At 68.0% G+C, this 22,671-nt stretch carries 31 protein-coding genes and 1 tRNA gene; 19 read left to right on the forward strand and 13 right to left on the reverse strand.

Annotation, left to right across the window (positions count from 1 at the left end; genetic code table 11):
- Nucleotides 1–153: 153 nt before the first annotated feature.
- Entirely contained in the window at nucleotides 154–1,617 is a 1,464-nt protein-coding gene (locus ACQE3C_RS05040) for a polysaccharide biosynthesis tyrosine autokinase (protein WP_434538084.1), read from the forward strand.
- On the opposite strand, the gene ACQE3C_RS05045 is transcribed toward ACQE3C_RS05040, so the two are convergent.
- The 3 genes from ACQE3C_RS05045 to ACQE3C_RS05055 are packed head-to-tail and all read right to left on the reverse strand — an operon-like array spanning nucleotide 1,614 to nucleotide 3,452.
- Nucleotides 1,614–2,492 carry a nucleotidyltransferase family protein gene (locus tag ACQE3C_RS05045; protein ID WP_434538085.1) on the reverse strand — a complete coding sequence of 293 codons (879 nt, stop codon included), beginning with the start codon at nucleotides 2,490–2,492 and terminating at the stop codon, nucleotides 1,614–1,616. The genes ACQE3C_RS05040 and ACQE3C_RS05045 overlap by 4 nt on opposite strands.
- The gene (locus tag ACQE3C_RS05050) at nucleotides 2,485–2,757 is read right to left on the reverse strand and encodes a hypothetical protein (RefSeq protein ID WP_434538086.1); all 273 of its coding nucleotides are present in this window, start codon (nucleotides 2,755–2,757) and stop codon (nucleotides 2,485–2,487) included. The genes ACQE3C_RS05045 and ACQE3C_RS05050 overlap by 8 nt, the downstream gene beginning before the upstream one ends.
- Nucleotides 2,757–3,452 (reverse strand): hypothetical protein, encoded by a 696-nt coding sequence (locus ACQE3C_RS05055; RefSeq protein WP_434538087.1) that lies wholly within the window; start codon nucleotides 3,450–3,452, stop codon nucleotides 2,757–2,759. The genes ACQE3C_RS05050 and ACQE3C_RS05055 overlap by 1 nt, the downstream gene beginning before the upstream one ends.
- A 192-nt stretch (nucleotides 3,453–3,644) precedes the next feature.
- Here ACQE3C_RS05055 and ACQE3C_RS05060 point away from each other — a divergent pair, with 192 nt between their 5' ends.
- The gene (locus ACQE3C_RS05060) at nucleotides 3,645–4,352 is read left to right on the forward strand and encodes a hypothetical protein (protein ID WP_434538088.1); all 708 of its coding nucleotides are present in this window, start codon (nucleotides 3,645–3,647) and stop codon (nucleotides 4,350–4,352) included.
- Here the strand turns inward: ACQE3C_RS05060 and ACQE3C_RS05065 are convergent.
- The gene (locus ACQE3C_RS05065) at nucleotides 4,349–4,642 is read right to left on the reverse strand and encodes a hypothetical protein (protein ID WP_434538089.1); all 294 of its coding nucleotides are present in this window, start codon (nucleotides 4,640–4,642) and stop codon (nucleotides 4,349–4,351) included. The two genes, ACQE3C_RS05060 and ACQE3C_RS05065, sit on opposite strands and share 4 nt — an antisense overlap.
- A gap of 218 nt (nucleotides 4,643–4,860) precedes the next feature.
- Here ACQE3C_RS05065 and rplU point away from each other — a divergent pair, with 218 nt between their 5' ends.
- From rplU to ACQE3C_RS05120, 11 genes are all read left to right on the forward strand, one after another.
- Entirely contained in the window at nucleotides 4,861–5,169 is a 309-nt protein-coding gene (rplU, locus tag ACQE3C_RS05070; RefSeq protein WP_434538090.1) for a 50S ribosomal protein L21, read from the forward strand.
- Nucleotides 5,170–5,180: 11 nt separating this feature from the next.
- A complete protein-coding gene (gene rpmA / locus ACQE3C_RS05075) occupies nucleotides 5,181–5,441 on the forward strand; it encodes a 50S ribosomal protein L27 (RefSeq protein WP_434538091.1) in 261 nt (86 codons plus the stop codon).
- 92 nt (nucleotides 5,442–5,533) lie between these two features.
- Nucleotides 5,534–6,190: a DUF6308 family protein gene (locus tag ACQE3C_RS05080; protein WP_434538092.1), complete on the forward strand. Its 657-nt coding sequence runs from the start codon at nucleotides 5,534–5,536 to the stop codon at nucleotides 6,188–6,190.
- Nucleotides 6,191–6,331: 141 nt separating this feature from the next.
- Nucleotides 6,332–7,975, forward strand: a complete 1,644-nt coding sequence (obgE, locus tag ACQE3C_RS05085) for a GTPase ObgE (protein ID WP_434538093.1) — start codon at nucleotides 6,332–6,334, stop codon at nucleotides 7,973–7,975.
- On the forward strand, nucleotides 7,968–9,128 hold the full coding sequence (proB, locus tag ACQE3C_RS05090; protein WP_434538094.1) for a glutamate 5-kinase: 1,161 nt from the start codon (nucleotides 7,968–7,970) through the stop codon (nucleotides 9,126–9,128). The genes obgE and proB overlap by 8 nt, the downstream gene beginning before the upstream one ends.
- Nucleotides 9,129–9,137: 9 nt before the next feature.
- The gene (locus ACQE3C_RS05095; protein ID WP_434538095.1) at nucleotides 9,138–9,803 is read left to right on the forward strand and encodes a SemiSWEET family sugar transporter; all 666 of its coding nucleotides are present in this window, start codon (nucleotides 9,138–9,140) and stop codon (nucleotides 9,801–9,803) included.
- Between the two features lie 10 nt (nucleotides 9,804–9,813).
- Complete coding sequence (locus ACQE3C_RS05100; protein ID WP_434538096.1) at nucleotides 9,814–11,055, forward strand: glutamate-5-semialdehyde dehydrogenase; 1,242 nt, start codon at nucleotides 9,814–9,816, stop codon at nucleotides 11,053–11,055.
- 208 nt (nucleotides 11,056–11,263) lie between these two features.
- Nucleotides 11,264–11,941, forward strand: a complete 678-nt coding sequence (nadD, locus tag ACQE3C_RS05105) for a nicotinate-nucleotide adenylyltransferase (RefSeq protein ID WP_434538237.1) — start codon at nucleotides 11,264–11,266, stop codon at nucleotides 11,939–11,941.
- Complete coding sequence (gene rsfS / locus ACQE3C_RS05110; protein WP_434538097.1) at nucleotides 11,938–12,327, forward strand: ribosome silencing factor; 390 nt, start codon at nucleotides 11,938–11,940, stop codon at nucleotides 12,325–12,327. Before nadD ends, rsfS begins: the two co-directional genes overlap by 4 nt.
- A gap of 78 nt (nucleotides 12,328–12,405) precedes the next feature.
- Complete coding sequence (locus tag ACQE3C_RS05115) at nucleotides 12,406–13,062, forward strand: histidine phosphatase family protein (protein ID WP_434538098.1); 657 nt, start codon at nucleotides 12,406–12,408, stop codon at nucleotides 13,060–13,062.
- A 145-nt stretch (nucleotides 13,063–13,207) separates the two neighbouring features.
- Nucleotides 13,208–13,280 (forward strand) — tRNA-Ala (locus tag ACQE3C_RS05120).
- Nucleotides 13,281–13,505: 225 nt separating this feature from the next.
- Here ACQE3C_RS05120 and ACQE3C_RS05125 read toward each other — a convergent pair.
- The 5 genes from ACQE3C_RS05125 to ACQE3C_RS05145 all read right to left on the reverse strand — a co-directional run bounded on the left by ACQE3C_RS05125 (nucleotide 13,506) and on the right by ACQE3C_RS05145 (nucleotide 15,283).
- Nucleotides 13,506–13,706 carry a hypothetical protein gene (locus ACQE3C_RS05125; RefSeq protein ID WP_434538099.1) on the reverse strand — a complete coding sequence of 67 codons (201 nt, stop codon included), beginning with the start codon at nucleotides 13,704–13,706 and terminating at the stop codon, nucleotides 13,506–13,508.
- A 36-nt stretch (nucleotides 13,707–13,742) separates the two neighbouring features.
- Nucleotides 13,743–13,886, reverse strand: coding sequence for a hypothetical protein (locus ACQE3C_RS05130; protein WP_434538100.1), 144 nt, complete (start codon nucleotides 13,884–13,886; stop codon nucleotides 13,743–13,745).
- 200 nt (nucleotides 13,887–14,086) lie between these two features.
- A complete protein-coding gene (locus ACQE3C_RS05135) occupies nucleotides 14,087–14,299 on the reverse strand; it encodes a hypothetical protein (protein WP_434538101.1) in 213 nt (70 codons plus the stop codon).
- 304 nt (nucleotides 14,300–14,603) lie between these two features.
- Nucleotides 14,604–14,852 carry a hypothetical protein gene (locus ACQE3C_RS05140; RefSeq protein ID WP_434538102.1) on the reverse strand — a complete coding sequence of 83 codons (249 nt, stop codon included), beginning with the start codon at nucleotides 14,850–14,852 and terminating at the stop codon, nucleotides 14,604–14,606.
- On the reverse strand, nucleotides 14,837–15,283 hold the full coding sequence (locus ACQE3C_RS05145; RefSeq protein ID WP_434538103.1) for a hypothetical protein: 447 nt from the start codon (nucleotides 15,281–15,283) through the stop codon (nucleotides 14,837–14,839). The genes ACQE3C_RS05140 and ACQE3C_RS05145 overlap by 16 nt, the downstream gene beginning before the upstream one ends.
- Between ACQE3C_RS05145 and ACQE3C_RS05150 the strand changes: the two genes are divergently transcribed.
- On the forward strand, nucleotides 15,222–15,500 hold the full coding sequence (locus ACQE3C_RS05150) for a flavin reductase (protein ID WP_434538104.1): 279 nt from the start codon (nucleotides 15,222–15,224) through the stop codon (nucleotides 15,498–15,500). The two genes, ACQE3C_RS05145 and ACQE3C_RS05150, sit on opposite strands and share 62 nt — an antisense overlap.
- On the opposite strand, the gene ACQE3C_RS05155 is transcribed toward ACQE3C_RS05150, so the two are convergent.
- Nucleotides 15,464–16,021 (reverse strand): cupin domain-containing protein, encoded by a 558-nt coding sequence (locus ACQE3C_RS05155; RefSeq protein ID WP_434538105.1) that lies wholly within the window; start codon nucleotides 16,019–16,021, stop codon nucleotides 15,464–15,466. The genes ACQE3C_RS05150 and ACQE3C_RS05155 overlap by 37 nt on opposite strands.
- Before the next feature lie 432 nt (nucleotides 16,022–16,453).
- Between ACQE3C_RS05155 and ACQE3C_RS05160 the strand changes: the two genes are divergently transcribed.
- A complete protein-coding gene (locus ACQE3C_RS05160) occupies nucleotides 16,454–18,361 on the forward strand; it encodes a BCCT family transporter (protein ID WP_434538106.1) in 1,908 nt (635 codons plus the stop codon).
- Between the two features lie 36 nt (nucleotides 18,362–18,397).
- Here ACQE3C_RS05160 and ACQE3C_RS05165 read toward each other — a convergent pair whose 3' ends face one another.
- Together ACQE3C_RS05165 and ACQE3C_RS05170 are read right to left on the reverse strand one after the other, a co-directional pair.
- Nucleotides 18,398–18,679, reverse strand: a complete 282-nt coding sequence (locus ACQE3C_RS05165; protein ID WP_434538107.1) for a hypothetical protein — start codon at nucleotides 18,677–18,679, stop codon at nucleotides 18,398–18,400.
- Nucleotides 18,633–19,262 carry a hypothetical protein gene (locus ACQE3C_RS05170; RefSeq protein ID WP_434538108.1) on the reverse strand — a complete coding sequence of 210 codons (630 nt, stop codon included), beginning with the start codon at nucleotides 19,260–19,262 and terminating at the stop codon, nucleotides 18,633–18,635. The genes ACQE3C_RS05165 and ACQE3C_RS05170 overlap by 47 nt, the downstream gene beginning before the upstream one ends.
- Nucleotides 19,263–19,372: 110 nt before the next feature.
- Here ACQE3C_RS05170 and nhaA point away from each other — a divergent pair, with 110 nt between their 5' ends.
- The 4 genes from nhaA (at nucleotide 19,373) to ACQE3C_RS05190 (ending at nucleotide 22,089) form a co-directional block, all read left to right on the forward strand.
- Entirely contained in the window at nucleotides 19,373–20,638 is a 1,266-nt protein-coding gene (gene nhaA / locus ACQE3C_RS05175; protein WP_434538109.1) for a Na+/H+ antiporter NhaA, read from the forward strand.
- Nucleotides 20,631–21,026: a glycosyltransferase gene (locus ACQE3C_RS05180; RefSeq protein WP_434538110.1), complete on the forward strand. Its 396-nt coding sequence runs from the start codon at nucleotides 20,631–20,633 to the stop codon at nucleotides 21,024–21,026. The genes nhaA and ACQE3C_RS05180 overlap by 8 nt, the downstream gene beginning before the upstream one ends.
- Nucleotides 21,027–21,031: 5 nt before the next feature.
- Nucleotides 21,032–21,535, forward strand: coding sequence for a hypothetical protein (locus ACQE3C_RS05185; RefSeq protein WP_434538111.1), 504 nt, complete (start codon nucleotides 21,032–21,034; stop codon nucleotides 21,533–21,535).
- A gap of 269 nt (nucleotides 21,536–21,804) precedes the next feature.
- Complete coding sequence (locus ACQE3C_RS05190; RefSeq protein WP_434538112.1) at nucleotides 21,805–22,089, forward strand: HU family DNA-binding protein; 285 nt, start codon at nucleotides 21,805–21,807, stop codon at nucleotides 22,087–22,089.
- A 2-nt stretch (nucleotides 22,090–22,091) separates the two neighbouring features.
- Here ACQE3C_RS05190 and ACQE3C_RS05195 read toward each other — a convergent pair whose 3' ends face one another.
- Nucleotides 22,092–22,583: a zinc-binding dehydrogenase gene (locus ACQE3C_RS05195; RefSeq protein ID WP_434538113.1), complete on the reverse strand. Its 492-nt coding sequence runs from the start codon at nucleotides 22,581–22,583 to the stop codon at nucleotides 22,092–22,094.
- Between the last annotated feature and the right edge of the window lie 88 nt (nucleotides 22,584–22,671).

Consider the following 22,671-nt stretch of genomic DNA (forward strand, 5'->3'; position numbering starts at 1 on the left):
TCACCGGTCTGCCTCCACTGCCTGCACCCGCCATGTGCCCACCATAGGTGCCGTCCGCAGCCCCCGGCCGTCGCGGCCGGGCATTCCGGCAATGATAAAGTCAGGCGAGCTTGTGCGGCCACACTGAGCCGCAGACCCGCTGAGGAGCAGAACGTGTCGCTGGTGAATATGTGGGGCCTGGTGCGCAAGGGCTGGCTGCTTCTGCTGGTCTGCACATTGCTCGGGCTGGCCGCTGGGATCGGTGTGTCCCTGCTGCAGCCCAAGCGGTACTCCGCCACCTCCACCGGTTATGTGGTCGCCGGCAACTCGGGCACCGTCGGTGATGCGTTCGCAGGCAAGAACCTGGCCGCCGAGAAGGCGGCCACGTACTTGCCGCTGGTGCAGAGCCGCTCCGTCGCCAACCGCATCGCTGAGGACCTCAACCTCGACCCGAATGTCGCCGTCGGGGCTCTCAAGGGATCCACCGAGGGCGTGATCTTCCGGATCACTGCCACTGCGGATTCCCCTGAGCTCGCTGCCAAGATGGCCGATGCCGCCATCCGCGCCACCTCCATCGAGGCCAACGCGCTGGAGACGCTCACTGTCACCGGGGAGTCCACCGGGTCGACCGTGGTGCGGATCGTCCCCGTCGAACTGGCCCTGACGCCCACCAGCGCCGTCTCACCCAACGTGCCGCGCAATGTTGTCCTGGGCTTGGCCCTCGGCGTGCTGGCCGGCCTCGGCCTGGTCGTCGTCCGTCACACCCTTGACCGGCGCATCCGCCTGGCAACCGATGCCGAGAATATTGCCGGAGCGAGCTCCCTGGGGATCATCCCCAAGGCCAGCGAACTGGCGGGCTCGGGCGCAATGATCCTCACCAAGGGGGCGGCTGCCGAGGCCCTGCGCCAACTGCGCACCAACCTGCGTTTCGTGAGCGTCGACGACCCCGCCCGCAGCATCGTGGTCACCTCGTCGAACGAGAACGAGGGCAAGTCCACTGTCGCGTCGCAGCTGGCGATGATGCTGGCCGAGTCGGGACAGCCCACCGTCCTGATTGACGCGGATGTGCGGCGTCCTGTGCAGGCTACCCACTTCGGGGTCGACGGCCACGTCGGCTTGACGCAGTTGCTGGTCGGCTCCATCGCACTCGAGGATGCGCTGGTGCAGACCGACCAGCAGAACCTGCTGATCCTGCCTGCCGGGCGCATCCCGCCGAACCCGAGCGAACTGGTCGGTTCGAAGCGGATGAAGACACTGATCGACACGCTCGCCCAGTCGTACATGGTCATCCTGGACGCCCCGCCGCTGCTGCCGGTCACCGACGCTGCCCTGCTCACCGTCGCCAGCGATGGCGCCATTCTGGTGGTGCAGTCGGGCAAGACCCGGACCGAAGAGCTGGGTCTCGCCGCGCACAAGCTGGACCAGATCGACGCGACGCTGTTCGGCGTGGTCCTCAACATGGTGCCGAAGAAGGACCTCGGCTCGGCAGCCTTCGGGTACGGCTACGGCAGTTACGGGTCCACGTATTACGACAGCGCAGAGGATGAGCGCGACACCAGTCGCCGACGCAGTTCCTCGCACAAGCCGTTCCCCAAGCGGGCAAGGCGCATGGAAGCCACTACGGAGTCAACCCGCTAGTCGGAACGTTTCCGGGTACCGGTCAGGTCTCGTCCCCGGCGCAGGAATGCCGTGTAGCCCCGGGCAACCTCGCCAGCCGTGGGCTTGCGTGCCAGGCCCACGGAAAGCCTATGAGGCATGCGCAGAAGAATCCTAAGTGCATATCCGACGACGCGCAGGCGAACCATCGTTGACCCCTCAGGGGTGGCTTTGAATTCGGCGCGCAGACGTCTGAATCCGCTGGTGGTGGTGGCGCCGTCGGCGTACAGTCGCCACAGGTCGTACTCGGGGTGGTCGCGGTAGTCCTCGAGGTGCCCGGTGGCCACGGCGAGCGCGACTTCGGCGCGCAGGTCCACGGCGAGGGCGGTGACGGCGTTCCTGTCTTCGGCTGATGCGTCCAGCCAGGAACCCTTCACGTCGGCCTGGTACTGGGCCATGCCACGCGCGGCGTGCAGCAGCAGCACCAGTCGCTGCCCGACCAGGTCGGGCACCACACACGGTCGCCGGGCGATATCGCGGGTGGTCCGGCCCTGCCACAGGCGCTCGAACGCGCGATCGGGGCCAACCTGGATGCCGGGGAACCGCACATGCACATCCATCTGCCCGAGCTCACCGTGGTACCAGTTGGTGGAGTGCTCCACCAGGCCCCCGCTGGGCAGTCGCGTCACCTGCTGCCAGCCGTGCGCCTTCAGTCCGGCCATGAAGCTGTTGAGGTGGGCAGGGCGCACCAGCACGTCTGCGTCCGCGCTGGCCCGCGCCCGGGGTCGCAGTGCGGGGTCAACCGACGGCCCCTTGATGTGCAGAATGTCGGCGCCGGACTCGTCGGCGATCGCCTGCACCGTGGCGTGGGCAAGGTGCACCCGCAGGGTGACCGGCAGGGTGGGCGGCTCAGCCACCGTTCACCCGTTCCATGGCACCCGCCTCGACCAAGCCATCGAGGATCCGGCGGAGGGCATCGGTGGTGTTGCCGTCCGGCGATGGTCCGAAGGTGCTCTCGACGCTCGCCGCGAGGTCATCAAGAGATCGCCAGCTGGACGACAACTCGAAGAGGGTGGTCGCGATCTCAGACAGCCGCAGCACCTGGTCGGGAGGCAGCAGCAGCAGCGACTCCCCGCCGACGGTGAGCATGTCCAAGGGCTGCTTGCGGACGTAGCCCTCCATCACGCCGCCTCATTGAGCACATCGGACAGCACAGGCACCAGGTCGCCCGCCTCGCGGTAGGTCAGCCTGGCCAACGGGCCGGTGCGGTCGAGCAGTTCGGCGACGGTGTGCAGCGGACGCGGCAGGCGATTCAGCGCCGAGGACTCCGGAATGAGCGCCGCGACGGCGTCCAGGGTCCCCAAGTGCTGGACAGTGGGGGACTGGTCCTCGATGTCAGCTTGCCGTCGGAGCAGCACGACCCGGGCGACGGTGGGTTGTGGGTGTGCGGGCAGGAGGCCCAGCGTGTGGGGGGAGGTCTCAATCTTGCGCCAGGGCTGCCCGGACGCGATGGACAGTGGCTTGGGGTACGGGTGGATGCGCCCGGTCGTGGGGTCGACGCCCACCGTTTCGTCCGTGAGGTAGCCGTTGGTGGTGCCCAGCAGCCCGGACAGCGTGGTCTTGCCGGTGCCGCTGGGGGCGACGAACACCACGCTCGCGCCCGTCTGCGGGTGGCTGACGGCACCGGCGTGGAACATCAGCAGTCGGCCCGTCTGGGCGGCGATGAGGTGGTGGGTCACGTCCTGGCTGAGCCGCTGCAGGGCCCAGCGGATGGCCTCGTCCGAGTCGTCGGCGGGTGGGGTGACTGGGAGTGGCTGCGCGACCAGGAAGTCCTTGGTGTTGACGTTCTCGACGTCGAGGCATCGAGACCACGCCACAGCGACGGCATCAACGAAAGCCGAGGGTGTGCCGACGGAAAATGTGAGATCTGTCACGGTGTTCAAAGCGGCTAGTCTCAACGCTCCGGGCATGGGGGCTACACTACCGGCCCGGGCGCTGAGGCTCTGATAGTGTTCTGCCAGATGGCCCCGGGTGGGGCCATCCAATGATCGCGCAATCCGGGGGAAACCGTGGACACCATTGAGACGACCGAGACCGCCACTCGCACTGCAGTTGCCCGCCGCGTCCTCATCAAGGGGGCCGCTTGGAGTGTTCCGGCGGTCACCGTGCTGAGTGCCACGCCGGCATTCGCCGCGACCAACACGGTGTTTGCCTTTACGGATCTGTCGCCGGCGGTCATCAATGCCGCCAATCCCAACGACAGTGTGACGGTGAGCGGCACCGGGCCGGACAACGCCACGGTGACGATCACGATCGGCGGCACTACGTTCACGACCCCTGTCGCCGCCCCCGACGGGAAGTGGAGCTACACCATCCCGGCCGCGTCGCTGCCCGACGGCTCGAACGTCGAAGTCACGGCCACCATCAGCACCGGCGGCTCGGCCACGCAGACCTACACCAAGGACACGGTCGCGCCGGCGCCCACGATCAGCGCGGCCACCACGTTCGAATACAGTGCCAGTACCGAGCTTTTCACCGTTAAGGGCACTGCAGGCACTGTCGCTTCGCCGACGGTTGACGCCACGTCCGTGACGCTGGCCCTGAAGGTGGACGGGGTCGACAGAAGTCCCGTGACGATCACTCTGAGTGGAGCGGCGTGGAGCTATACCTTTACCGGCGTGGGCAACAACAAGGACTACACCCTCACCGTGACGCAGGAGGATGGCGCTGGAAACGTTGGCACGGCCAGCCACACTGGCAAGACTGGCAAGTCTTAGTCGTACGACTGGTGCAACAGGCCTCGACCGACCAGGTCGGACAGGAATCTGTTGATCTCATCGGCGATCTCGGCCGGGGCGCGGCCGACCAGGTCGGCGACCCCGGCCACGACGTCACCGCCCCCTGCCGCGACCAGCCAGATCATCCGCGCCGTCCCAGTCAGCAACACAGTGTTCCCCTGCGGGACCACCGTCAGGTACAGCTCTTCGTTCGTTCCGACTTCTGTGCCGTCAATCCAGGCGACGTTGTCCGGAACCCGATAAATCGCAGGTGTCAGGGGAAGTGCCACGCGCCCAGTATGGCCCAGCCCTGCCCGAGCATGTGGCCCCACCCTGGCCAGAGCTGGCGTAAAACCGGCCGGTTTGACCCAACCGCGGCCGCCCCGTAGAGTTGTCCCTCGGTGTTCCTGCGTGCCCCCGGGCCAACAGGAACGAGGGGCTCTCCCACTGGCACCTGTCAGGGACGTGGCCGCACATCATGAATTTTCTGTCCAGAGGAAGTGGTCACGTGTACGCAATCGTGCGCAGCGGCGGACGCCAGCACAAGGTTGCCGTCGGCGATGTTCTCGAGGTTGACAAGCTCGATGACAAGGTCGGCAGCACCATCAACCTGCAGCCCCTGCTGCTCGTCGACGGTGAGACCGTCACCTCGGCCAAGAGTGGCCTCGACAAGGTCTCGGTGACCGCTGAGGTGCTGGCCGAGACCAAGGGTCCGAAGATCCGCATCATCAAGTACAAGAACAAGACCGGGTACAAGAAGCGCCAGGGCCATCGCCAGCGCTACACCCAGGTCAAGGTCACCGGGATCGAAGGCTGAGGAGCTGAACCATGGCACACAAGAAGGGCGCATCGTCCTCCAAGAACGGGCGTGACTCGAACTCCCAGCGCCTCGGCGTGAAGCGCTTCGGCGGCGAGCTCGTCAACGCCGGCGAGATCATCGTCCGCCAGCGCGGCACCCACTTCCACCCCGGCATCGGCGTGGGCCGTGGCAGCGACGACACCCTGTTCGCCACTGCTGCCGGCAACGTCAAGTTCGGCACCCGCCGCGGCCGTCGCATCGTCGACATCGTCCCGGTCGAGACCGCCTGAACCAGGCACCGATAGACATCACACGGCGGGCCGCCCCAGCACGGGGCGGCCCGCTTGTTCTGTCGTCAGACGGTTATGGCAGGATGCCGGTCATGACCGTCACGCTCACCGCCAGCCTGGAGCCCGATGCGCAGGAGCAGGCCGTGGCCGTGCTCCAGCGCTACTTCCACCCCGGTGGCAAGTTCGCCGGCAGCCGCTGGGACACGTTCGACCCGAGCGGAACCCGGGCTGCCTCCGCCAACACGTTCACGGCCGACGACCTGATGGCCTGCTCCTTGCTGTCGGCGCCGATGAAGGAGAAGGCGGTGGTGGCCCTGCTGCTGGACCGTCGGCGCGAGTTCGAAGTGCTGCTCCAGGACATCGGCCCCGACCGCGACTTCATCACGGTCGAGACCACCGAAGGGCCTGAGTACGCGCCGGTGCGGGCGCTGTACGGAGCGTTGACATCGATCGACGGCATCGGGCAGACCCGGGCCACGAAGCTGCTTGCTCGCAAGCGTCCACGGCTCGTGCCCATTGTCGATGACGTCATCTGGGAGAAGGTGTTCAACTTCGCGCCATATCAATGGCAGCCTCTCCACGAAGCACTGCGTGCCGACGACTGCGCACTCTGGAACCGCCTGATCTCGCTGCGCGAGGATGCCGGACTGAGCCCGGCAGTCCCAGTGCTGCGCATCTTCGACGTCCTGGCCTGGATGGATGGCAAGGGGTACAGCGGCACCCCTGTCGGCAGCGACGACCAGGCCTGACCCCAGCGGCCCGTGGGCACTGGTGGCCTGCCAGAGCGGTGGGGACAGCAGAACCCGGCCGACCGCGGAGCCGCTCGTCCGGACCACCACGCGGCCCGGCACTAGACTGGGCCGAACTGTCCACCAGCACTGGAGCACCACATGGCCATCCCATCCTTCGTCGACCGCGTGACCCTCAAGGTCAGCGCTGGCAACGGCGGCCACGGTGTCGCCTCGGTGCGCCGTGAGAAGTTCAAGCCCCTGGGCGGCCCCGACGGCGGCAACGGCGGTGACGGCGGCTCGGTCATCCTCGAGGTCGATCCCCAGGTCACCACCCTGGTCGACTACCACCACCAGTCCCACCGCAAGGCCACCAACGGCCAACCCGGCAAGGGCGACCACCAGAACGGTGCCACCGGCGCCGACATCGTCCTGCCCGTGCCCGACGGCACCGTGGTCACCGACGTCGAGACCGGCGAACTGCTCGCCGACCTCACCGGCGCCGGTGCCCGGCTCGTGGTCGCCAAGGGCGGCAAGGGTGGCCTCGGCAACGCCGCGCTCGCCACCGCCGCCCGCAAGGCTCCCGGCTTCGCGCTGCTCGGCGAAGAGGGTGACCAGCGCACCCTGCAGCTCGAGCTGAAGGTGGTCGCCGACGTCGGGCTGGTCGGCTTCCCCAGTGCCGGCAAGTCGAGCCTGATCGCCGCGATCAGCCGCGCTCGTCCGAAGATCGCCGACTACCCCTTCACCACGCTGGTGCCGAACCTGGGCGTCGTGCTGGCCGGTGAGACCACCTTCACCGTGGCCGATGTCCCCGGCCTGATCGAGGGCGCCTCCGAGGGTCGCGGGCTGGGCTTCGACTTCCTGCGCCACATCGAACGCTGCCAGGCACTGGTGCACGTGATCGACACCGCCACCTTCGAACCGGGCCGCGACCCGATCAGCGACCTGCGCACCATCGAGGCCGAACTGGTCGCCCACGGCGGCCTGGAGGATCGTCCGCGCATCGTCGCACTGAACAAGGTCGACGTGCCCGACGGCGCCGAGATCGCCGCGATGGTGCAGGCCGACATCGAGGCCCTGGGCCTGCCGGTCTACCCGGTCTCGACCAAGTCGGGGGAGGGGCTCAAGGCGCTCACCTTCGCGATGGCCGAGCTCGTCGAACAGCGGCGCGCCATCCTGCCGCCCCCGAAGCCCGCCCCCACCGTCCTGGTGCCGCGGGCCGTCGACGCGGGGGCCGAGTTCACCATTAAGAAGATCGGCGACGGCGACGGCGGGTTCCTGTGGCGGGTCCGCGGCACCAAGCCCGAACGCTGGGTGCGCCAGACCGACTTCAACAACCCCGAAGCTGTCGGCTACCTGTCCGACCGGCTCAACCGGCTCGGCGTCGAGGAGCAGTTGGCCAAGCTGGGCGCCGTGCAGGGTGACGCCGTCGCCATCGGCGGCGAGGACGCGGTCATCTTCGACTTCGCCCCGCAGATCGAGACCGGCGCCGAAATCCTGGCCCGTCGCGGTGAGGACCAGCGCCTCGAGCACGAACGGCCCTCGGCAACCCGCCGCCGCGCCGAGGACGCGGAGTACCACGCCGCCCGCGCCGACCATGGCGTCGTCGGCCGCGACCCGCAGGGCCGGTCGTGGCGTGCCGTCGACTACACCCTGACCGGGTTGGACGACGAGGACCGCGCCACCCCGGTCGACCCGCAGCAGCTGTGGGACGAGGAGTGGGACGACGACGAGGTCGAGGTTGACATCGACGGGGACGACGAGCACGAGGTCGAGGTGGAATGGGCCGGCAACCCTGATGACTGAACAGGCCACGGACCCGACCCGGGAGGCGCTGCGCCAGGCACGCCGCATCGTGGTCAAGGTCGGGTCGTCCTCACTGACGACCGCCGAAGGGGGCCTCGACCGCGACGCCCTGGTGCGGGTCGTCGACACCCTGGTCGACGTGCGCGCCGGCGGCAAGCAGGTCGTGCTGATCAGCTCGGGCGCCATCGCCGCCGGGCTGGCGCCGCTGGGCATGACCAGCCGCCCCCGCGGGCTGGCCGCCCAGCAGGCTGCCGCCTCGGTCGGGCAGGGCCTGCTGGTGCAGGCCTACACCGAGGCATTCGGACGACAGGGGCTGCGCGTCGGCCAGGTGCTGCTGACCGTCGACGACCTCACCCGGTTGTCGACCTACCGCAACGCCGCCCGGACCCTGAGCACGCTGCTGCGGCTGCAGGCGGTACCGGTGGTCAACGAGAACGACACCGTCGCCACCCATGAGGTGCGCTTCGGTGACAACGACCGGCTGGCCGCGCTGGTGGCCCAGGTGGTGCACGCCGACGCGCTGGTGCTGCTGACCGACGTGGACGCGCTCTACACCACGCACCCGTCCGAGCCGGGAGCTGAGCCGGTGCACCACGTGCCCGACATCGACGTGCTCGAGGTCGACACCTCACGGGTGGGGTCGAAGGTGGGTACCGGTGGCATGGTCACCAAGCTGGAGGCGGCCCAGATCGCGACCAGCGCGGGTATCCCGGTGCTGCTGACCTCGGCGGCGAACATTCGTCCGGCCCTGTACGGCGAGCAGGTCGGCACCTGGTTCGACCCGGTCGACAAGCGCCGGCCCCGCCGACTGCTGTGGTTGGCGCACGTGTCGAACACCCGCGGCCGGCTGGTGATCGACGCCGGTGCCGAGCGGGCCCTGACCCAGCGCGGGGCCTCGCTGCTGGCGGTGGGGGTGACCGGTTTCGACGGTGACTTCGTGGCCGGTGACCCGGTCGACATCGTCGGCCCCGGTGGGCGGCCCATCGCCCGCGGGCTGGTCGGGTTCTCGTCCGAGGAACTGCCGGCCATGATCGGCAAGTCGAGCCAGGAACTGGCCGACGCGCTGGGGCCGCAGTACGAGCGGGTGCTGGTGCACCGGGACGCGCTGATCCTGCTGCACCCCCCGGTCGGCAGCAACGGCGCCACGTCATAGACTCAAGCGGTGCCGATCGTTGACATCCTCGGGTGGGTCGCGGCCGCCCTGAGCACCGTGCTGTCATTGCCGCAGCTCATCCGGCTGATCCGGGCCGGGACCTCGGCCGGGTTGTCGCTGGTGCTGTGGCAGTGCCTGATGGCGGCCGGCTTCGGTTGGACCGTGCACGGCCTCAGCGTCGGGCGGCCCAACATGTGGGTGCCGAACCTGGTCATGGCCCTGTGCTCGATCGCGATCATCCGGCTGATCGCCCGTGACCGCAACCTGCGGGCGGTGCACGCCTGGACGACCCCGCTGGTGCTGCTGGCCGCACTGGTCACCATCGACACCCTGTGGGGAGCGGTGGCCTATGGCGTGGCGACCTCGGTGCCCCAGGTGATCGGTGCGGCGGCGCAGTTGTTCGACGTGGCGCGCAGCCTCGACATCACCGGGTTGAGCCCGTTCTACGTGACCATGGCCGTGGTGGTGCAGGGCGTCTGGCTGACCTGGGGTGTGCTGGCCCACGAGATGGCCGTGGTCGTCTCGGCCACCGCCAACGGCTTCGTCGTGCTGGTCACCTGGCTGTGGTACCTGGCGCGCAGACTCGGGGCCCCCGCGATCACGCGGGGCGGGGGAGCGGGTCGTCCGGCGGCCCACGAGGTGGCCCCCGCCGAGGTCCTGGGGGAGCCGCACTAGAGTGGCGGCCATGACTTTCACCGACCAGGCTCGTGCGGCCCGCGTGGCCGCCCGGGAACTCGCCACCGTGCAGCGTGACCGCAAGGACGCCGGGCTGCACGCCATGGCCGATGCCCTGCTGGCCGCCAGCGACGACGTGCTGGCCGCCAATGCCCTCGACGTCGCCGCCGCCCGCGAGGCCGGCACCGGCGACGCGCTGATCGACCGGCTGACCCTGACCCCGGCGCGGGTCGAGGCGATGGCGCAGGGGCTGCGTGACCTGGCCGGGCTGAACGACCCCGTCGGTGAGGTGGTGCGCGGCTGGCGCACCGCTACCGGGCTGCGGATTGAGCAGGTGCGGGTGCCCATGGGCGTCATCGGCATCATCTACGAGGCCCGCCCGAACGTGACCGCTGATGCGGCCGGCATCTGCCTGAAGTCGGGCAATGCCTCGCTGCTGCGCGGTTCGTCGTCGACAATCAACTCCAACCGTGCGGTGGTCGCGGCGCTGCACACCGGCCTCGAGGCTGCCGGACTGCCTGTGGACGCGGTGCACCTGGTCGAGGGGGGCCGTGAGGTCACCACCGAGATGATGCAGGCCCGTGGACTGGTGGACGTGTTGATTCCCCGCGGAGGAGCCGGCCTGATCAATGCCGTGGTCAGCGGCTCGCAGGTGCCGGTCATCGAAACGGGCACCGGCAACTGCCACCTGTACGTCGATGCCGCCGCCGACCTGGATGTGGCCGTCGAGATCGCCATGAACGCCAAGACCCAGCGTCCGAGTGTGTGCAATGCGCTCGAGACGGTGCTGGTGCATGCCGATGTCGCCGAAGAGTTCTGGAAGCTCGCCGACGTCGCCCTGAGCGGCGCCGGGGTGACCGTGCACGCCGACCCGGCGACCCGCGCGCTGGTGCCGGGTGCTGTCGAGGCCGTCGAGGGTGACTTCGACGCCGAGTCGCTGAGCCTGGACCTGTCGGCCAAGGTCGTCGCCGACATTGACGAGGCGATCGCGCACATCCAGGACCACACCACCGGCCACTCGGAGACCATCGTCAGCGAGGACGCCGGGGCGGTGGAGACCTTCGTCAACCGGATCGATGCGGCCGCAGTGCTGGTGAACGCCTCGAGCCGATTCGTCGACGGGGGCGAGTTCGGCTTCGGTGCCGAGATCGGCATCAGCACCCAGAAGCTGCACGCCCGTGGGCCGATGGGGCTGGCCGAGATGACCTCGACCAAGTACATCGTCACCGGCCGGGGGCAGACCCGCGCCTGATCGCGGCCGTGGTGGGGCGGGGGTTTCGCTAGGCTGTGCCCATGCTCGTAACTCTCGTCTCCCAGGTGCACCCCATCTGGATCGGTGCCATCGCCTTCGCCATCCTGATGGTCGCGCTGTTCGTCGTCCGCGGTATCGGCTCCGGCCGCCCGCACAGCTGAGCCCGCACTTGACCAGCGCACCCACCAGCAACGGGTCGCCCGCGCCCCTGGCGACCCCGGTCGCCGAACGGGGAAGACGCCGTCACCGCCTCGGCGTCATGGGCGGCACGTTCGACCCGATCCACCACGGCCACCTGGTCGCCGCCAGTGAGGCGGCGGCACGATTCAAGCTGGACGAAGTCGTCTTCGTCCCGACCGGGGTGCCCTGGCAGAAGGCCGGCAAGGTCGTCTCGCACTCGGAGGACCGCTACCTGATGACGGTCATCGCGACCGCGTCGAACCCCCGGTTCTCGGTCTCGCGGGTCGACATCGACCGGCCCGGCAACACCTACACCGTCGACACCCTGCGTGACCTGCATGAGGAACGCGGGCCCGACACCGACCTGTTCTTCATCACCGGTGCCGATGCGCTGGCGAAGATCCTGACCTGGCGTGGGGCGGACAAGTTGTTCGACCTGGCCAAGTTCGTCGGCGTCTCGCGCCCGGGGGTCGAGTTGAGCACCGACGACATCGCCCACCTGCCCGCTGACAAGGTCACCCTGTTGGAGATCCCGGCCATGGCGATCTCGTCGACGGCCTGCCGTGAGCGGATCAGCGAGGGAATGCCCATCTGGTACCTGGTGCCCGACGGCATCGTCCAGTACATCGCCAAGCGGGGACTCTACGAAACGGGCTTCGCCGACCCCAGCAACGACGAGCCACCCACTGAACCTGAGGACGCATGACAGCCACTGACCAAGCCATCAGCACCGCCCGCATCGCCGCCGCCGCGGCCTGGGACAAGCAGGGCCAGGACCTGATCGCCTTCGACGTGTCCGAGAACCTGGCCATCACCGACATCTTCCTGGTCGTCTCGGCGAGCAACGAGCGCGCCGTGGGAGCCATCGTCGACGAGGTGGAGCGCAAGCTGCAGGCCGAGCTGGGCCTGCGGCCGACCCGTCGGGAGGGTGACCGGGAGAACCGGTGGGTGCTGCTGGACTACCTGGACGTGGTCATCCACATCCAGCACGAAGAGGAGCGCGAGCTCTACTCGCTGGAGCGGCTGTGGCGCGACTGCCCCCACATTGACCTGGGGCTGGCTGACGCTGCTGCGCCCTCGTCCGAGGACTGAAACCTGCTCGCGGGCAATCTCGAGCTGAACCCCTCTGCCTAATTGAGGCGCCGGGTGGCCGGCGCTGGGAAGGTTGTTGTGTCCACCACTTTGATTCTGATTCGTCACGGATTGACCGACTGGAATGCCGCCGGCAGGTTCCAGGGGCAGGCCGACGTGCCGCTCAACGAGATCGGGCACCTGCAGGCGGCCTCGATGGCGCGGGCGGTCTCGGGCATGCGGCCCGAGGTGCTGTACGCCTCACCGCTGACCCGTACGCGGCAGACCATGGCGCCGCTGGCCGAGGCGGTGGGGCTGGCGGTGGCCTACGACGACCGGCTGAAGGAGATCCATGTCGGCCTGTGGGAGGGGTATTCCGGTGAGGAGGTCGACCAGCTCGACCCGGAGTTCTTCCCCGGGCTGCGGGCCGGCAAGGACATGCGTCGATCAGCCGAGGGTGAGACGGCTGAAGAGACCGGTGCCCGGTTCGCCGATGCGGTGCGTGACATCGTGGCGGCGCACCCCGGCAAGCGGATCGCGGTGGTGAGCCACGGGGTGGCGTTGAAGCAGGGGATCGCGAAGTTCCTGGGCTGGGACTGGGAGCGCAGCCAGCAGCTCGGCCACTTCGACAACTGCTCCTGGGCGACCCTGGAACTGCACCACGACAGCCACTGGCGCCTGACCGGGTACGGGATCAACGCGGCACGGATGATGAGCCTGATGCAGGACCCGTCGGCCGAGCAGCGCGATGAGTGAAACCCCTAGTGGCGTCTGGGTTGGCTCGGGTTTCGAGACGGCTGGCGGCTCGATTTCCCTTTTGCTGAACAGGTGCGCTACTCTCTTCTAGTCCCAAGCGGGGGTCGAGAGGCCGGAACCGCCCGGGGCGCCCGCCGCAAGGCTCGGGGCTATGGCGCAGTTGGTAGCGCGCTTCCATGGCATGGAAGAGGTCAGGGGTTCGAATCCCCTTAGCTCCACAAGTAGAAAAGCCCCCCGACTAGGCCTGACGCCTGGTCGGGGGGCTTCTTGGTGTGCTGGTTCGGGGGTCGTTCGGGGCAGTTCGGGTTCGACTGGGTCGAGGCCTGTGGCTAGGAGTGATGCCTGGCGGGGGGTGGGGGTTCTCGGCTGGATCTCGACTGGCGAGGCCCCCACCTGCGAGTGCAGGTGGGGGCCTTTGGTGTGCCGTCGGGGGCGGGGAATCGTCAGTCGGGCATGCCGGTCTCAGGGTCAACCGGGTCCTGCCAGCCATCAGGGTCGGCGGGTTCGGACTCGGTGAGGGCACGGCGCGGGGCGGTGACAGCCTCCAGTCCCTGCAGCGGCTCCTTCAGCAACGCATAGATGCCCTGGCTGCCGACGACCAGCGCCACGATCCACCCGAGGATGCGCGAGATCCACGCCAGCACCGACTCGGGGACCTCGATCGCGCCGGTGATGACCGCCTACAGCCCGCCGAGCACGACGGAGGTGACCAGCACCACCACGCGCTTCGCGTTGCTGAACATGTCGGGGCGGGTGATGACCGCCGTCAGGACGGGGACGACGACTGCGCCGACGACCAGCGCCAGCATGTCCACGGGGGTCACCGGTCGTCCACCTTCTTCTCGATGCGGGTGATCGCGAGCGCCATCTGCGAAAGCATCGGGCCGGGTGAACCCAGCTCGATGCTCACAGCAGCCCCTCCTGGTCGGCGCCATCCTCGGATTCGTCGTCCTCCACCTTGAGCAGCGTGATACCGACCGAGAAGCGGTGCTGCGCGGTTCTCGCTGCCACCACCCCGAACCGGTCACGCACATCCTGGGTGAACCGGCGCCGACACCGGCTCGTCACCGAGCTCACGGCACATCTGCTCGTAGGCCGCGCGCAGCTGCCCGGTGCGGATCTGCACGAGGTCGTTGCCGGGTGCCAGGTGGCACTCGTCGGCGACGAAGCGCCCCATGGAGTCCTCGTCGCGGGCGTACTGCTCTGTTGCAGCGAGGAACATCTCCGGGGTCCGCATGCCACCCTGGGCGTAGTCCGCGGCACCCCCGATGATCCACGCCAGGATGGCGGGCCATTCCTCTAGAAGCTTTTCCGGAAGATGCGGATCGCGTTCTTCCTAGGGCACCACGTGGTGGAACAGAATGAGCCTGAGTCGTCGCCAGAATGCGGGTCCGACAACTGTTGCCTGTAGTCGATGATTGGCGACGAGCAGGAATGTATGTGATGGGGTGAAGGTGAAGAAGTCCCGCATCATGAATCGCGCGGAAATGGAGTCACGACCGGTCAATTGTTTCACCCTGGCCTCGGCGAAGCGGGCGCCGTCATCGACTCGGAGCAGATGACCAGGCGGGCCCGGCGAGCTGCGCCAGCTCGGTCGGGTGCTCCCGGAACTTCCTGGCCATGAGCATTTCGGGGTTGGCGGCGATCGCATACCCCTGCTCGCCACGACCGAGGACGTCGGTGCAGGTTTCGACGAACACCGACTTCCCGTTCGCGCCGACTCCATGGCCGAACGGGAGTGCCTGATCGAGGACTTCACCGACCGCAGCGACCCCTAGGAGTCGCTGCACTTAGGCGATGAGATCCTGGTTTCCGCCGAAGGTGTCGGCGAGGAACTGGTCCCAACGGGGGGCTTCGGCCGCGAAGTCCGGGCGACGGCGGTTGACCGGGTGTGCAACTTGGCGGGGTCTGGTGGGGTGATGGTGCCGGTGCCCAGGTTGACGACGCCGGCGGGGGTGTTGAGTTCCCAGGGCTGGGCGTCGAGGCGGTCGAAGTGGACGACGACTCGGGGGTCGGTGCGCGTCATGTTGGCGACGCCGGAGACGCCCGCGGAGGACAGCTGCGTCTCCTGAAGGCCTGGGCGGTCTTGGAGGTGGTGGGCAGGCGGCGGGCGACGTCCTTCTTGTTGGGGCGCACTCTCTGCATCAGGTGACGAGCAAATGGGCGGACGCGAGGGCCCGCTGTGGCTTCCCGACGCGCTCGTGACGTTCTGGTGCGTCACAGAGACGACGGCTCCCGTAAACGATCAGGTACTCGTCGTCGGCCGGGGCGTGCGCGGAAGCCTACACGAAGTGGGCAAGCCACTGCTGCGCTGGCACCGCGGCTTCCGGACCGATAAGGCAATCGTCGCCGATGGTTGTGCCTCCTTGGTCTTGGAGGGTGTAGGTCTCATTCAGGATGGTCATGCGTTGTCTCCGTTCTGGGGGAGGTTGTTGTAGCGGTCATCGTCGACGGGCTCGAGCCATTCGTTCGAGACATCGGTGCCGGAGGTGATGCAGGCGAGGTGGCTGAACCACAAGCCCGCGGTGGCGCCATGCCAGTGCTTGGTGCCGGCGGGTACCCGTACGACGGTTCCCGGGGTCATGCTGATGGGCTCTTCGCCCTCAGCCTGGTACCAGCCGGAGCCGGCGGTGCAGTTGAGGACCTGGTCGCCGCCTCCGTTCTCGCCATGGTGAATGTGCCAGTTGTTGCGGCAGCTCGGCTCGAAGGTCACGTTGCTCGAAGCGCCGAGTTCAGTTCGGCATCGGTGAGATGCATCCGCTCCATCGCCGCCGGGAGCGGCGCCCCGTCGGTGAATACGAGCACCGGGCGCGAGCTGAGCAGGCGCGTACCCCCGCCCTGTGGCACGGATCGGTCCGAACAGGGCGTCGAGGACGAACAATGTCGCCAGCCCGACCACACCCGCGAGCAGGGTCGGGATGTATCCGAGGATGACACGGGCGGCGACCGCGCCGAACATGATGACGAGAATCGCGTCGAAGGCTTGACATGCCGTGCAAGGAGCGAGGCCCGAAGATCCGCACCATGGCGAGAAAAGCGGCGTAGATCCCGATGGCCGCAACCACCACCGACACCAACTCGATCGGAGTAGCGCCCAGGTGCGCGATGAGCGTGTTCAGGTCGACGGACATAGATCTCATCGTTCTCCCGCGCCGCGCACAGCCACGGTTCATGCACGGCGGGTTCATCCGAGAACGCGTGTCTCTCCCGGCCATCGCAGCGAACAGGCCCTACCGTAAATGACCGTGACCGCTACACGCGCGGCATTGCACGCCCTATCCGGGGATGTGCGCGCCGCGCCGGGAGACCTGTGATGAGCGACAGGAAACGTGACACGGAGACGCCTGGCGTCGATTCGGGAAAGAAATCACCGAAGGCGATCCTGAAAGAGGTGACGCACCCTGCGTTGATCCCCGGGATTGGGGTCGAGGACACGCCGCGCGTGTTCAGCACCAACTGGGCTGTCTTTGGGATTGCCGGCGTCCTCGTCCTCGGGGTCGTCGTCTGGGGGTTCCTCGCGCCCGACAGCATCAGTGCGGTCGGAGCGGCGTCGCTGGGCTGGGTGACCGACAACTTCGGCTGGCTGTTCTCGCTGCTCGCGATCGCGACCATCGGATTCATGTTCGTCGTCGGCTACGGCCGGACCGGCGGCATCCGTCTGGGGGCCGATGACGAGTCGCCGGAGTTCTCGACGGCGTCGTGGATCGCGATGCTGTTCTCCGCGGGTATGGGCATCGGCCTGCTGTTCTGGGGCCCCGCCGAGCCGCTGGCCTATTTCCTCGACGTGCCGCCGGGTTTCACGGCGGAGCCGGGCAGCAGAGATGCGATGTTCGACGCGCTGGCGCAGTCGTTCCTGCACTGGGGGCCGATGGCGTGGGCGTTCTACGCGCTCGTCGGCGGCGCGATCGCCTACGCCGCCTACCGGCGGGGGAGGGCGCCGCTGATCTCGGCGATCTTCCGCCCCATCTTCGGGGAGCGCACCGAGGGGTGGATCGGGGCCGTCATCGACGTGTTCGCGATCATTGTCACCCTGTTCGGCACCGGCGTGACCCTCGGGATGGGCACCCTGCAGATCGCCAGCGGCGTCGAGGTCGTCACCGGCGTCGGACCCCTCGGGAACGCGGGGCTCATCGTGATCATCACGATCCTCACCGCCGCGTTCGTGGTCTCCGCCGTCTCCGGTATCAAGCGCGGCATCCGGGCCCTGTCGAACATCAACATGGTCATCGCAGCCGTCATCGGCTTGTTCATCTTCATCGCCGGACCCACCCTGTTCCTGCTGAACATGATCCCCGCCAGCGTTTCCGCATTCTTCGGGGAGCTGTGGACCATGCTCCTACGCAACCCCGCCCAGGGCGACGACGCCGCCACGTTCATGGCCAGCTGGACCAACTACTACTGGGCCTGGTGGATCTCCTGGACCCCGTTCGTCGGCATGTTCATCGCGAAGATCTCCCGCGGACGCACCCTGCGCGAGTTCGCCACCGTCGTCATCGTCGTCCCCTCGATCGTGTGCATCGTGTGGTTCGGGGTCATGGGCGGCACGACCATGCTGTTCGAGTCCCAGGGAGGCGGGATCGCGGATGCCGGCTCGCCCGAGGCGATCCTGTTCGCCGTGTTCGGCGAGCTGCCGTTCGGTGTTGTTCTCTCGGTTCTTGCGATGATCTCCATCATCCTGTTCTTCGTCACCTCCGCCGACTCTGCGGCGATCGTGATGGGTTCGATGAGCCAGCGCGGCAAACCCGAGCCGTCGACGTGGGTGACGATCACCTGGGGCGTTCTGCTCGGCGCTGCGGCGCTCGCGCTGCTCCTCGCGGGAGGGCAGACCGCGCTGTCCGGGTTGCAGTCGATCATGGTCGTCTCGGCGCTGCCGTTCGCGCTCATCGTGATCGGGATCATGATCTCCTGGGCCAAGGAACTGCGCACCGACCCCTACATACTCCGCTACCGGTACGCGCGCGCCGCGATCGCACAGGGAGTCCGGCGCGGCATCGCCGAGCACGGCGACGACTTCGTCTTCGAAGCCGCCGAGGTCGCCGCCGACGAAGGCGCCGGTGCCGGCATCGACACCGACGACCCCGCCCTCACCGAATGGTACGAGACCTCGACCGGACAGATCCCGATCGTCACCACACAGGACGTCACCCGCACGCTCGAACCCGGACGCATCCACCCCAAGGGCCCCGGGGGACCCCACCACACCGCCTCCGGAGACGCCTCGCTGACGGTCGGCGAAGAGCGGCGAGCCTCTCGACGAGGAACCCGGGAGAAGACCAGCGACACCGAGAAGGGCGACTGAGCATCGGTCGCCTGCGCGCACAAGGTCCCGAGCAGGTCAGCGGGCGGCGATCTCGGCTGCCGTGTCGAGGAGATCGTAGAGATCCGAGCCGGTCCAGCCCACGCCACGGTCGACGAGATGCGAACGATCGGGGAGCGTCTTCTGCGCCACATCAATGAGGACGATTTGTTCGGCAGGGTCCGGAATATGCCGCAGCCCGAAGACGCCAAGCACACTCACCGACGCGGGGCCGTCGCCCCGTTGCTCTCCCGCTGCCCGCGAGCCGACCACGTCATCCGGTCCCGGAAGCTGCGCGAAGGTCGTCTCGTAGAGTTCCATGACGGGAGCCTGATTCACCGCCGTGTCGCCGTGCACATGCCCGACGACAATAGACATCCCCGGTACGGATGGCGAGGACGTCGCCGGGCCGAGTGAACGTGATCGTCTCGCGCGTCGGAGGGCGGCGCGTCAGGGCAACGGGGGCAGAACGGAGCAGCACAGCGATGTCCGCCGACTGGCGCTCGACGACGTCACTGAGCCAGACCCGGGCATTCAATTCCGCGATTCCGGAGACCGCGCGCCCAGTCAGCTCCGGGTCGATCAGCCCCACCTGGTGCAGGCAGGTCGCGAGTGCCACGGCGACCTGATGGCCGAGCATCCGCTCCGAATCGGAGTCGTCGGCATCGAGCAGTCCCGACCATCGGCGGATCAGGCGCGGCACGACATCCTCATACCGTGCTCCCCGATGCCCGGCGTGCTTGGCGTAGATGAAGCTCATACCGGCGAGACGCGCGACCTCGTCCTCCACCGTCGCGAGGATCTGGTCGATCGCGAGCTTGTCGAGGATCTGCTCATGTCGCAGGCCGACAACGATACGACGGGAAGAGGAGGGACAGACGAATGCCGATGGGCCGGCGCTCATGCTGGAACGCGGTGGCCGAATTGTCACGTACAGTGGATTCCGGCGCGTCGGGAAGTCTGGTCGACATCGACGCCGGCGACACCCGCCGGCGGTGTGACCAGAGGAGACCCATGACGCCCCTGACCCGTGTTAGTGACGCCCGCAGCCGTGTGCGGCGATGGGTGACGCTCGAGACCACCAGCGGATTCCTGCTAATGGCCGCAGCCGCCCTCGCTCTCCTCTGGGCCAACTCGCCCTGGCATGACTCCTACACTGCCTTGTCGGACATCACCATCGGTCCCGCCGCCCTTCATCTCGACCTCTCGTTGTCGACCTGGGCGGCCGACGGCCTGCTGGCGGTGTTCTTCTTCGTCGTCGGCGTCGAACTCAAACACGAACTCGTCGCCGGGAGCCTTCGCCGGCCCCGGGAGGCGGCCGTTCCCGTCCTGGCCGCGGTGGGCGGGATGATCCTGCCGGCCGTGTTCTTCGTGGGTGTGATCCTCGTCTCCGGCGACCGGGAAGCCCTGCACGGGTGGGCGATCCCGACCGCCACCGACATCGCGTTCGCTCTCGCCGTGCTGGCAATCTTCGGCCGCGGTCTGCCGCGGGCGCTGCGAACCTTCCTGCTCACGCTGGCCGTGGTCGACGACCTGCTAGCGATCGTGGTGATCGCGGTCTTCTACACGACCGGGATCGACATCATCGCCCTGGCGTGCGCTCTCGGACTCGTGGTCCTCTTCGGTGTCATGGTGCGCATGCGGCGCCCGCAGTGGTGGCTTCTCGTCCCGCTCGCTCTGGCCGCATGGGGGTTCATGCACGCATCCGGCGTGCACGCGACCATCGCCGGAGTCCTCCTCGGCTTCACCGTCCCTGCCCGGATCATCCACGGCGAGCCGGAGCCGCGAACCCACCGGCTCGATGACGCGATCCGCCCGTTCTCCTCCGGCATCGCCCTGCCCGTGTTCGCGTTCTTCTCCGCCGGTGTGTCTCTGGTCGAAGGCGAGGGGCCCGCGGCGATCCTCGGCCAGCCGGTCGTGCTCGCCATCGTCGCCGGGCTCGTGCTCGGAAAGCTCCTCGGCGTGCTGGGCATGACTGCGCTGGTCACCAAGCTCACCCCGTTGCGCCTGCCCGACGCGATCGGCAGCCGCGATCTCCTCCCCGTGGGGCTTCTGACGGGAATCGGATTCACCGTGTCCCTGCTGATCGCGGAACTGTCGTTCCCCGACACCGAGCACACCGACGGGGCGAAGATCGCGATCCTGATCGGCACCCTGCTCGCCGCGACCTCCGCCGCGATGATGCTGCGATGGGACGCCCGCAAAGCCCGCAACGCGGACATGAACGAGGACGGGCAGCCAGACCGGGATATGGCACGTATCGGAGACGACGATGCCTAACGCGTCCTCGGCTCGTCGCCACCGACGGGTCCTGCTGGCCACGGCCGGGAGCCGAGGGGACGTCGAGCCGTTCTTCGGCCTCGCCGCGGCGCTGCAGGACGCAGGTCACGAGGTCCGCGTCACAGCGCCCGACGATCCGATCCCCGGTGAGGCATCGACGTCGCCAGCCTCGGCGTGGGCTTCTGGCGACTGGCCGGTGCCCTCGGAGCCTCGTGAGCCGGCTGGATCCGTACTTGCCCCCAGCAACGTGCATCGACCGGGGTCGGGTAGCCGCCCAGAGCCGATTCCAGCCGAGTTGATGCACACTGCTGGGTGGCTGTGGCCCAGAGCGAGGGGCCTGAGCACCCGGTGCATCCGAGGGAACCTTCTGAAACGTCGTTTCGTCTGAATTCCATGAATCTCAAGGGTGTGGCCATCAAGCTGCTCGGCGTATTGATCGCGTCGGTTGCTCTGCTGGTGGGAGGCGGCGTCATGAACGCCTCGGCATCAACGATGTACTATCTGGTCGACTTCGACGGTGATGGCCGCTACGAAAGCGTGGTGGGGGACCGCAACGGCGACGGCCACTTCGATTACACGATGCATGACCTCGACGGCAACGGCCTCTACGAGACGGTCTGGTACGACGCGAACCTCGATGGGTACTTCGAGGTCAGGTTCTCGGACATGGACCACGACGGTGGCTTCGACATCGCCGAGGTCGACACGAACCTCGACGGTCAACTCGATACCCTGGTCGACTTCCACAACCGGCCGGGCCTCCAGGCCAGGTCGTGGAGCGGGGCCCGATCCTCGAACGGCGGGGCTGTGATGATCCCGGTAGCGCGCTACGACTTCGACGGGGACGGCTCCCTGGACATGTTCGACAGGAGCGCGGTGGATCCGAACGTGTGGTGATCGGCGGGTAGATCCTCACGGTGCTGGGCGTCCGGGGCACTGCAGCCCTGGGCGCCCAGCAGGGTGAGGGTGCATCGACCCGGCTTGGATGGCCGCTCGGCGTCCGTTCCGGTCCAGTCGATGCACACTGCTGGGTGGCTGTGCGCACGGCGCGGGTCTCGGCGGGTGGTTCAGTGGGGTCTAGTGCGCGATGACGGCGTGTAGGATGAGAACTGATCTCATTAGAAGCGTTCCGGGCACATCCCGGGGCGAGAACACAGGAGAACTGCATGAACAAGCGTGGACTCATCGACAGCGTGGCTGCCTCGTCCGACCTCGACGCCAGGGCGGCAGAAGGAGCGGTCGACGCCGTGCTGGCCGTGATCAGCGATGCCCTGGCGGGCGGCGACCGGGTCACCATCGCGGGATTCGGCACCTTCGAGGTGCGCGACCGGTCCGCACGCGCCGGGCGCAACCCGCAGACCGGCGAGGCCATCGAGATCCCGGCCAGCAAGGCCGTGGCGTTCAAGCCGGCCGCCGCCCTCAAGGAAGCGGTCGCGACCCCGCGCGGCTGAGCTCAAGCGGTCGGTCCTCGCTGGGCCTGAGGGGGAGGAAGCCTTCCCCGGGTGAAACCTTCCTCTCCCGACGTCGTGCATCCCGGGACAGGGTGGAGGGTGACGACGTGAGGAGGCCAAGTGACTGACACCATGCGCGTCCTGATGTCCGGGCGCGGTCCCGAGTTCGTGCTCGCCGAGCGGCCCGTGTCCGTCCCGGGGGTTGGGCAGGTGGTGATCCCCGAGCGCAGGCGGTCCGTGGCCTGCTCAACGTCCTCGATGGGGTAGGTGCTGTCGATGATCGGGCGGACCTCGCCGCGACCCACGGCCGGCAGCACCTCGGCCTCGAGCCCAGCCAGGCTCGGCACGGACTGCTGGTGGCGCGAGAACTCGAACGACACTCCGTGCACCGTCAGATGGCGGGACGACAGGGCATCGAGATCGATGTTCGAGGCAGGACCGGCGAGTCGTCCGATGTTGACCACGCGGCCGTCGATCGCCGGGGCGGCAGGCACTCGGCGAAGGTCTGCCCGGCGATGTGGTCGAGCACCACGTCGACGCCCTTCTGGTCGGTGGCCTCTTGTCCATGGTTTCGAACGTGTG

The organism is Aestuariimicrobium sp. Y1814 (genome assembly GCF_050113895.1).
Lineage (GTDB): Bacteria > Actinomycetota > Actinomycetes > Propionibacteriales > Propionibacteriaceae > Aestuariimicrobium.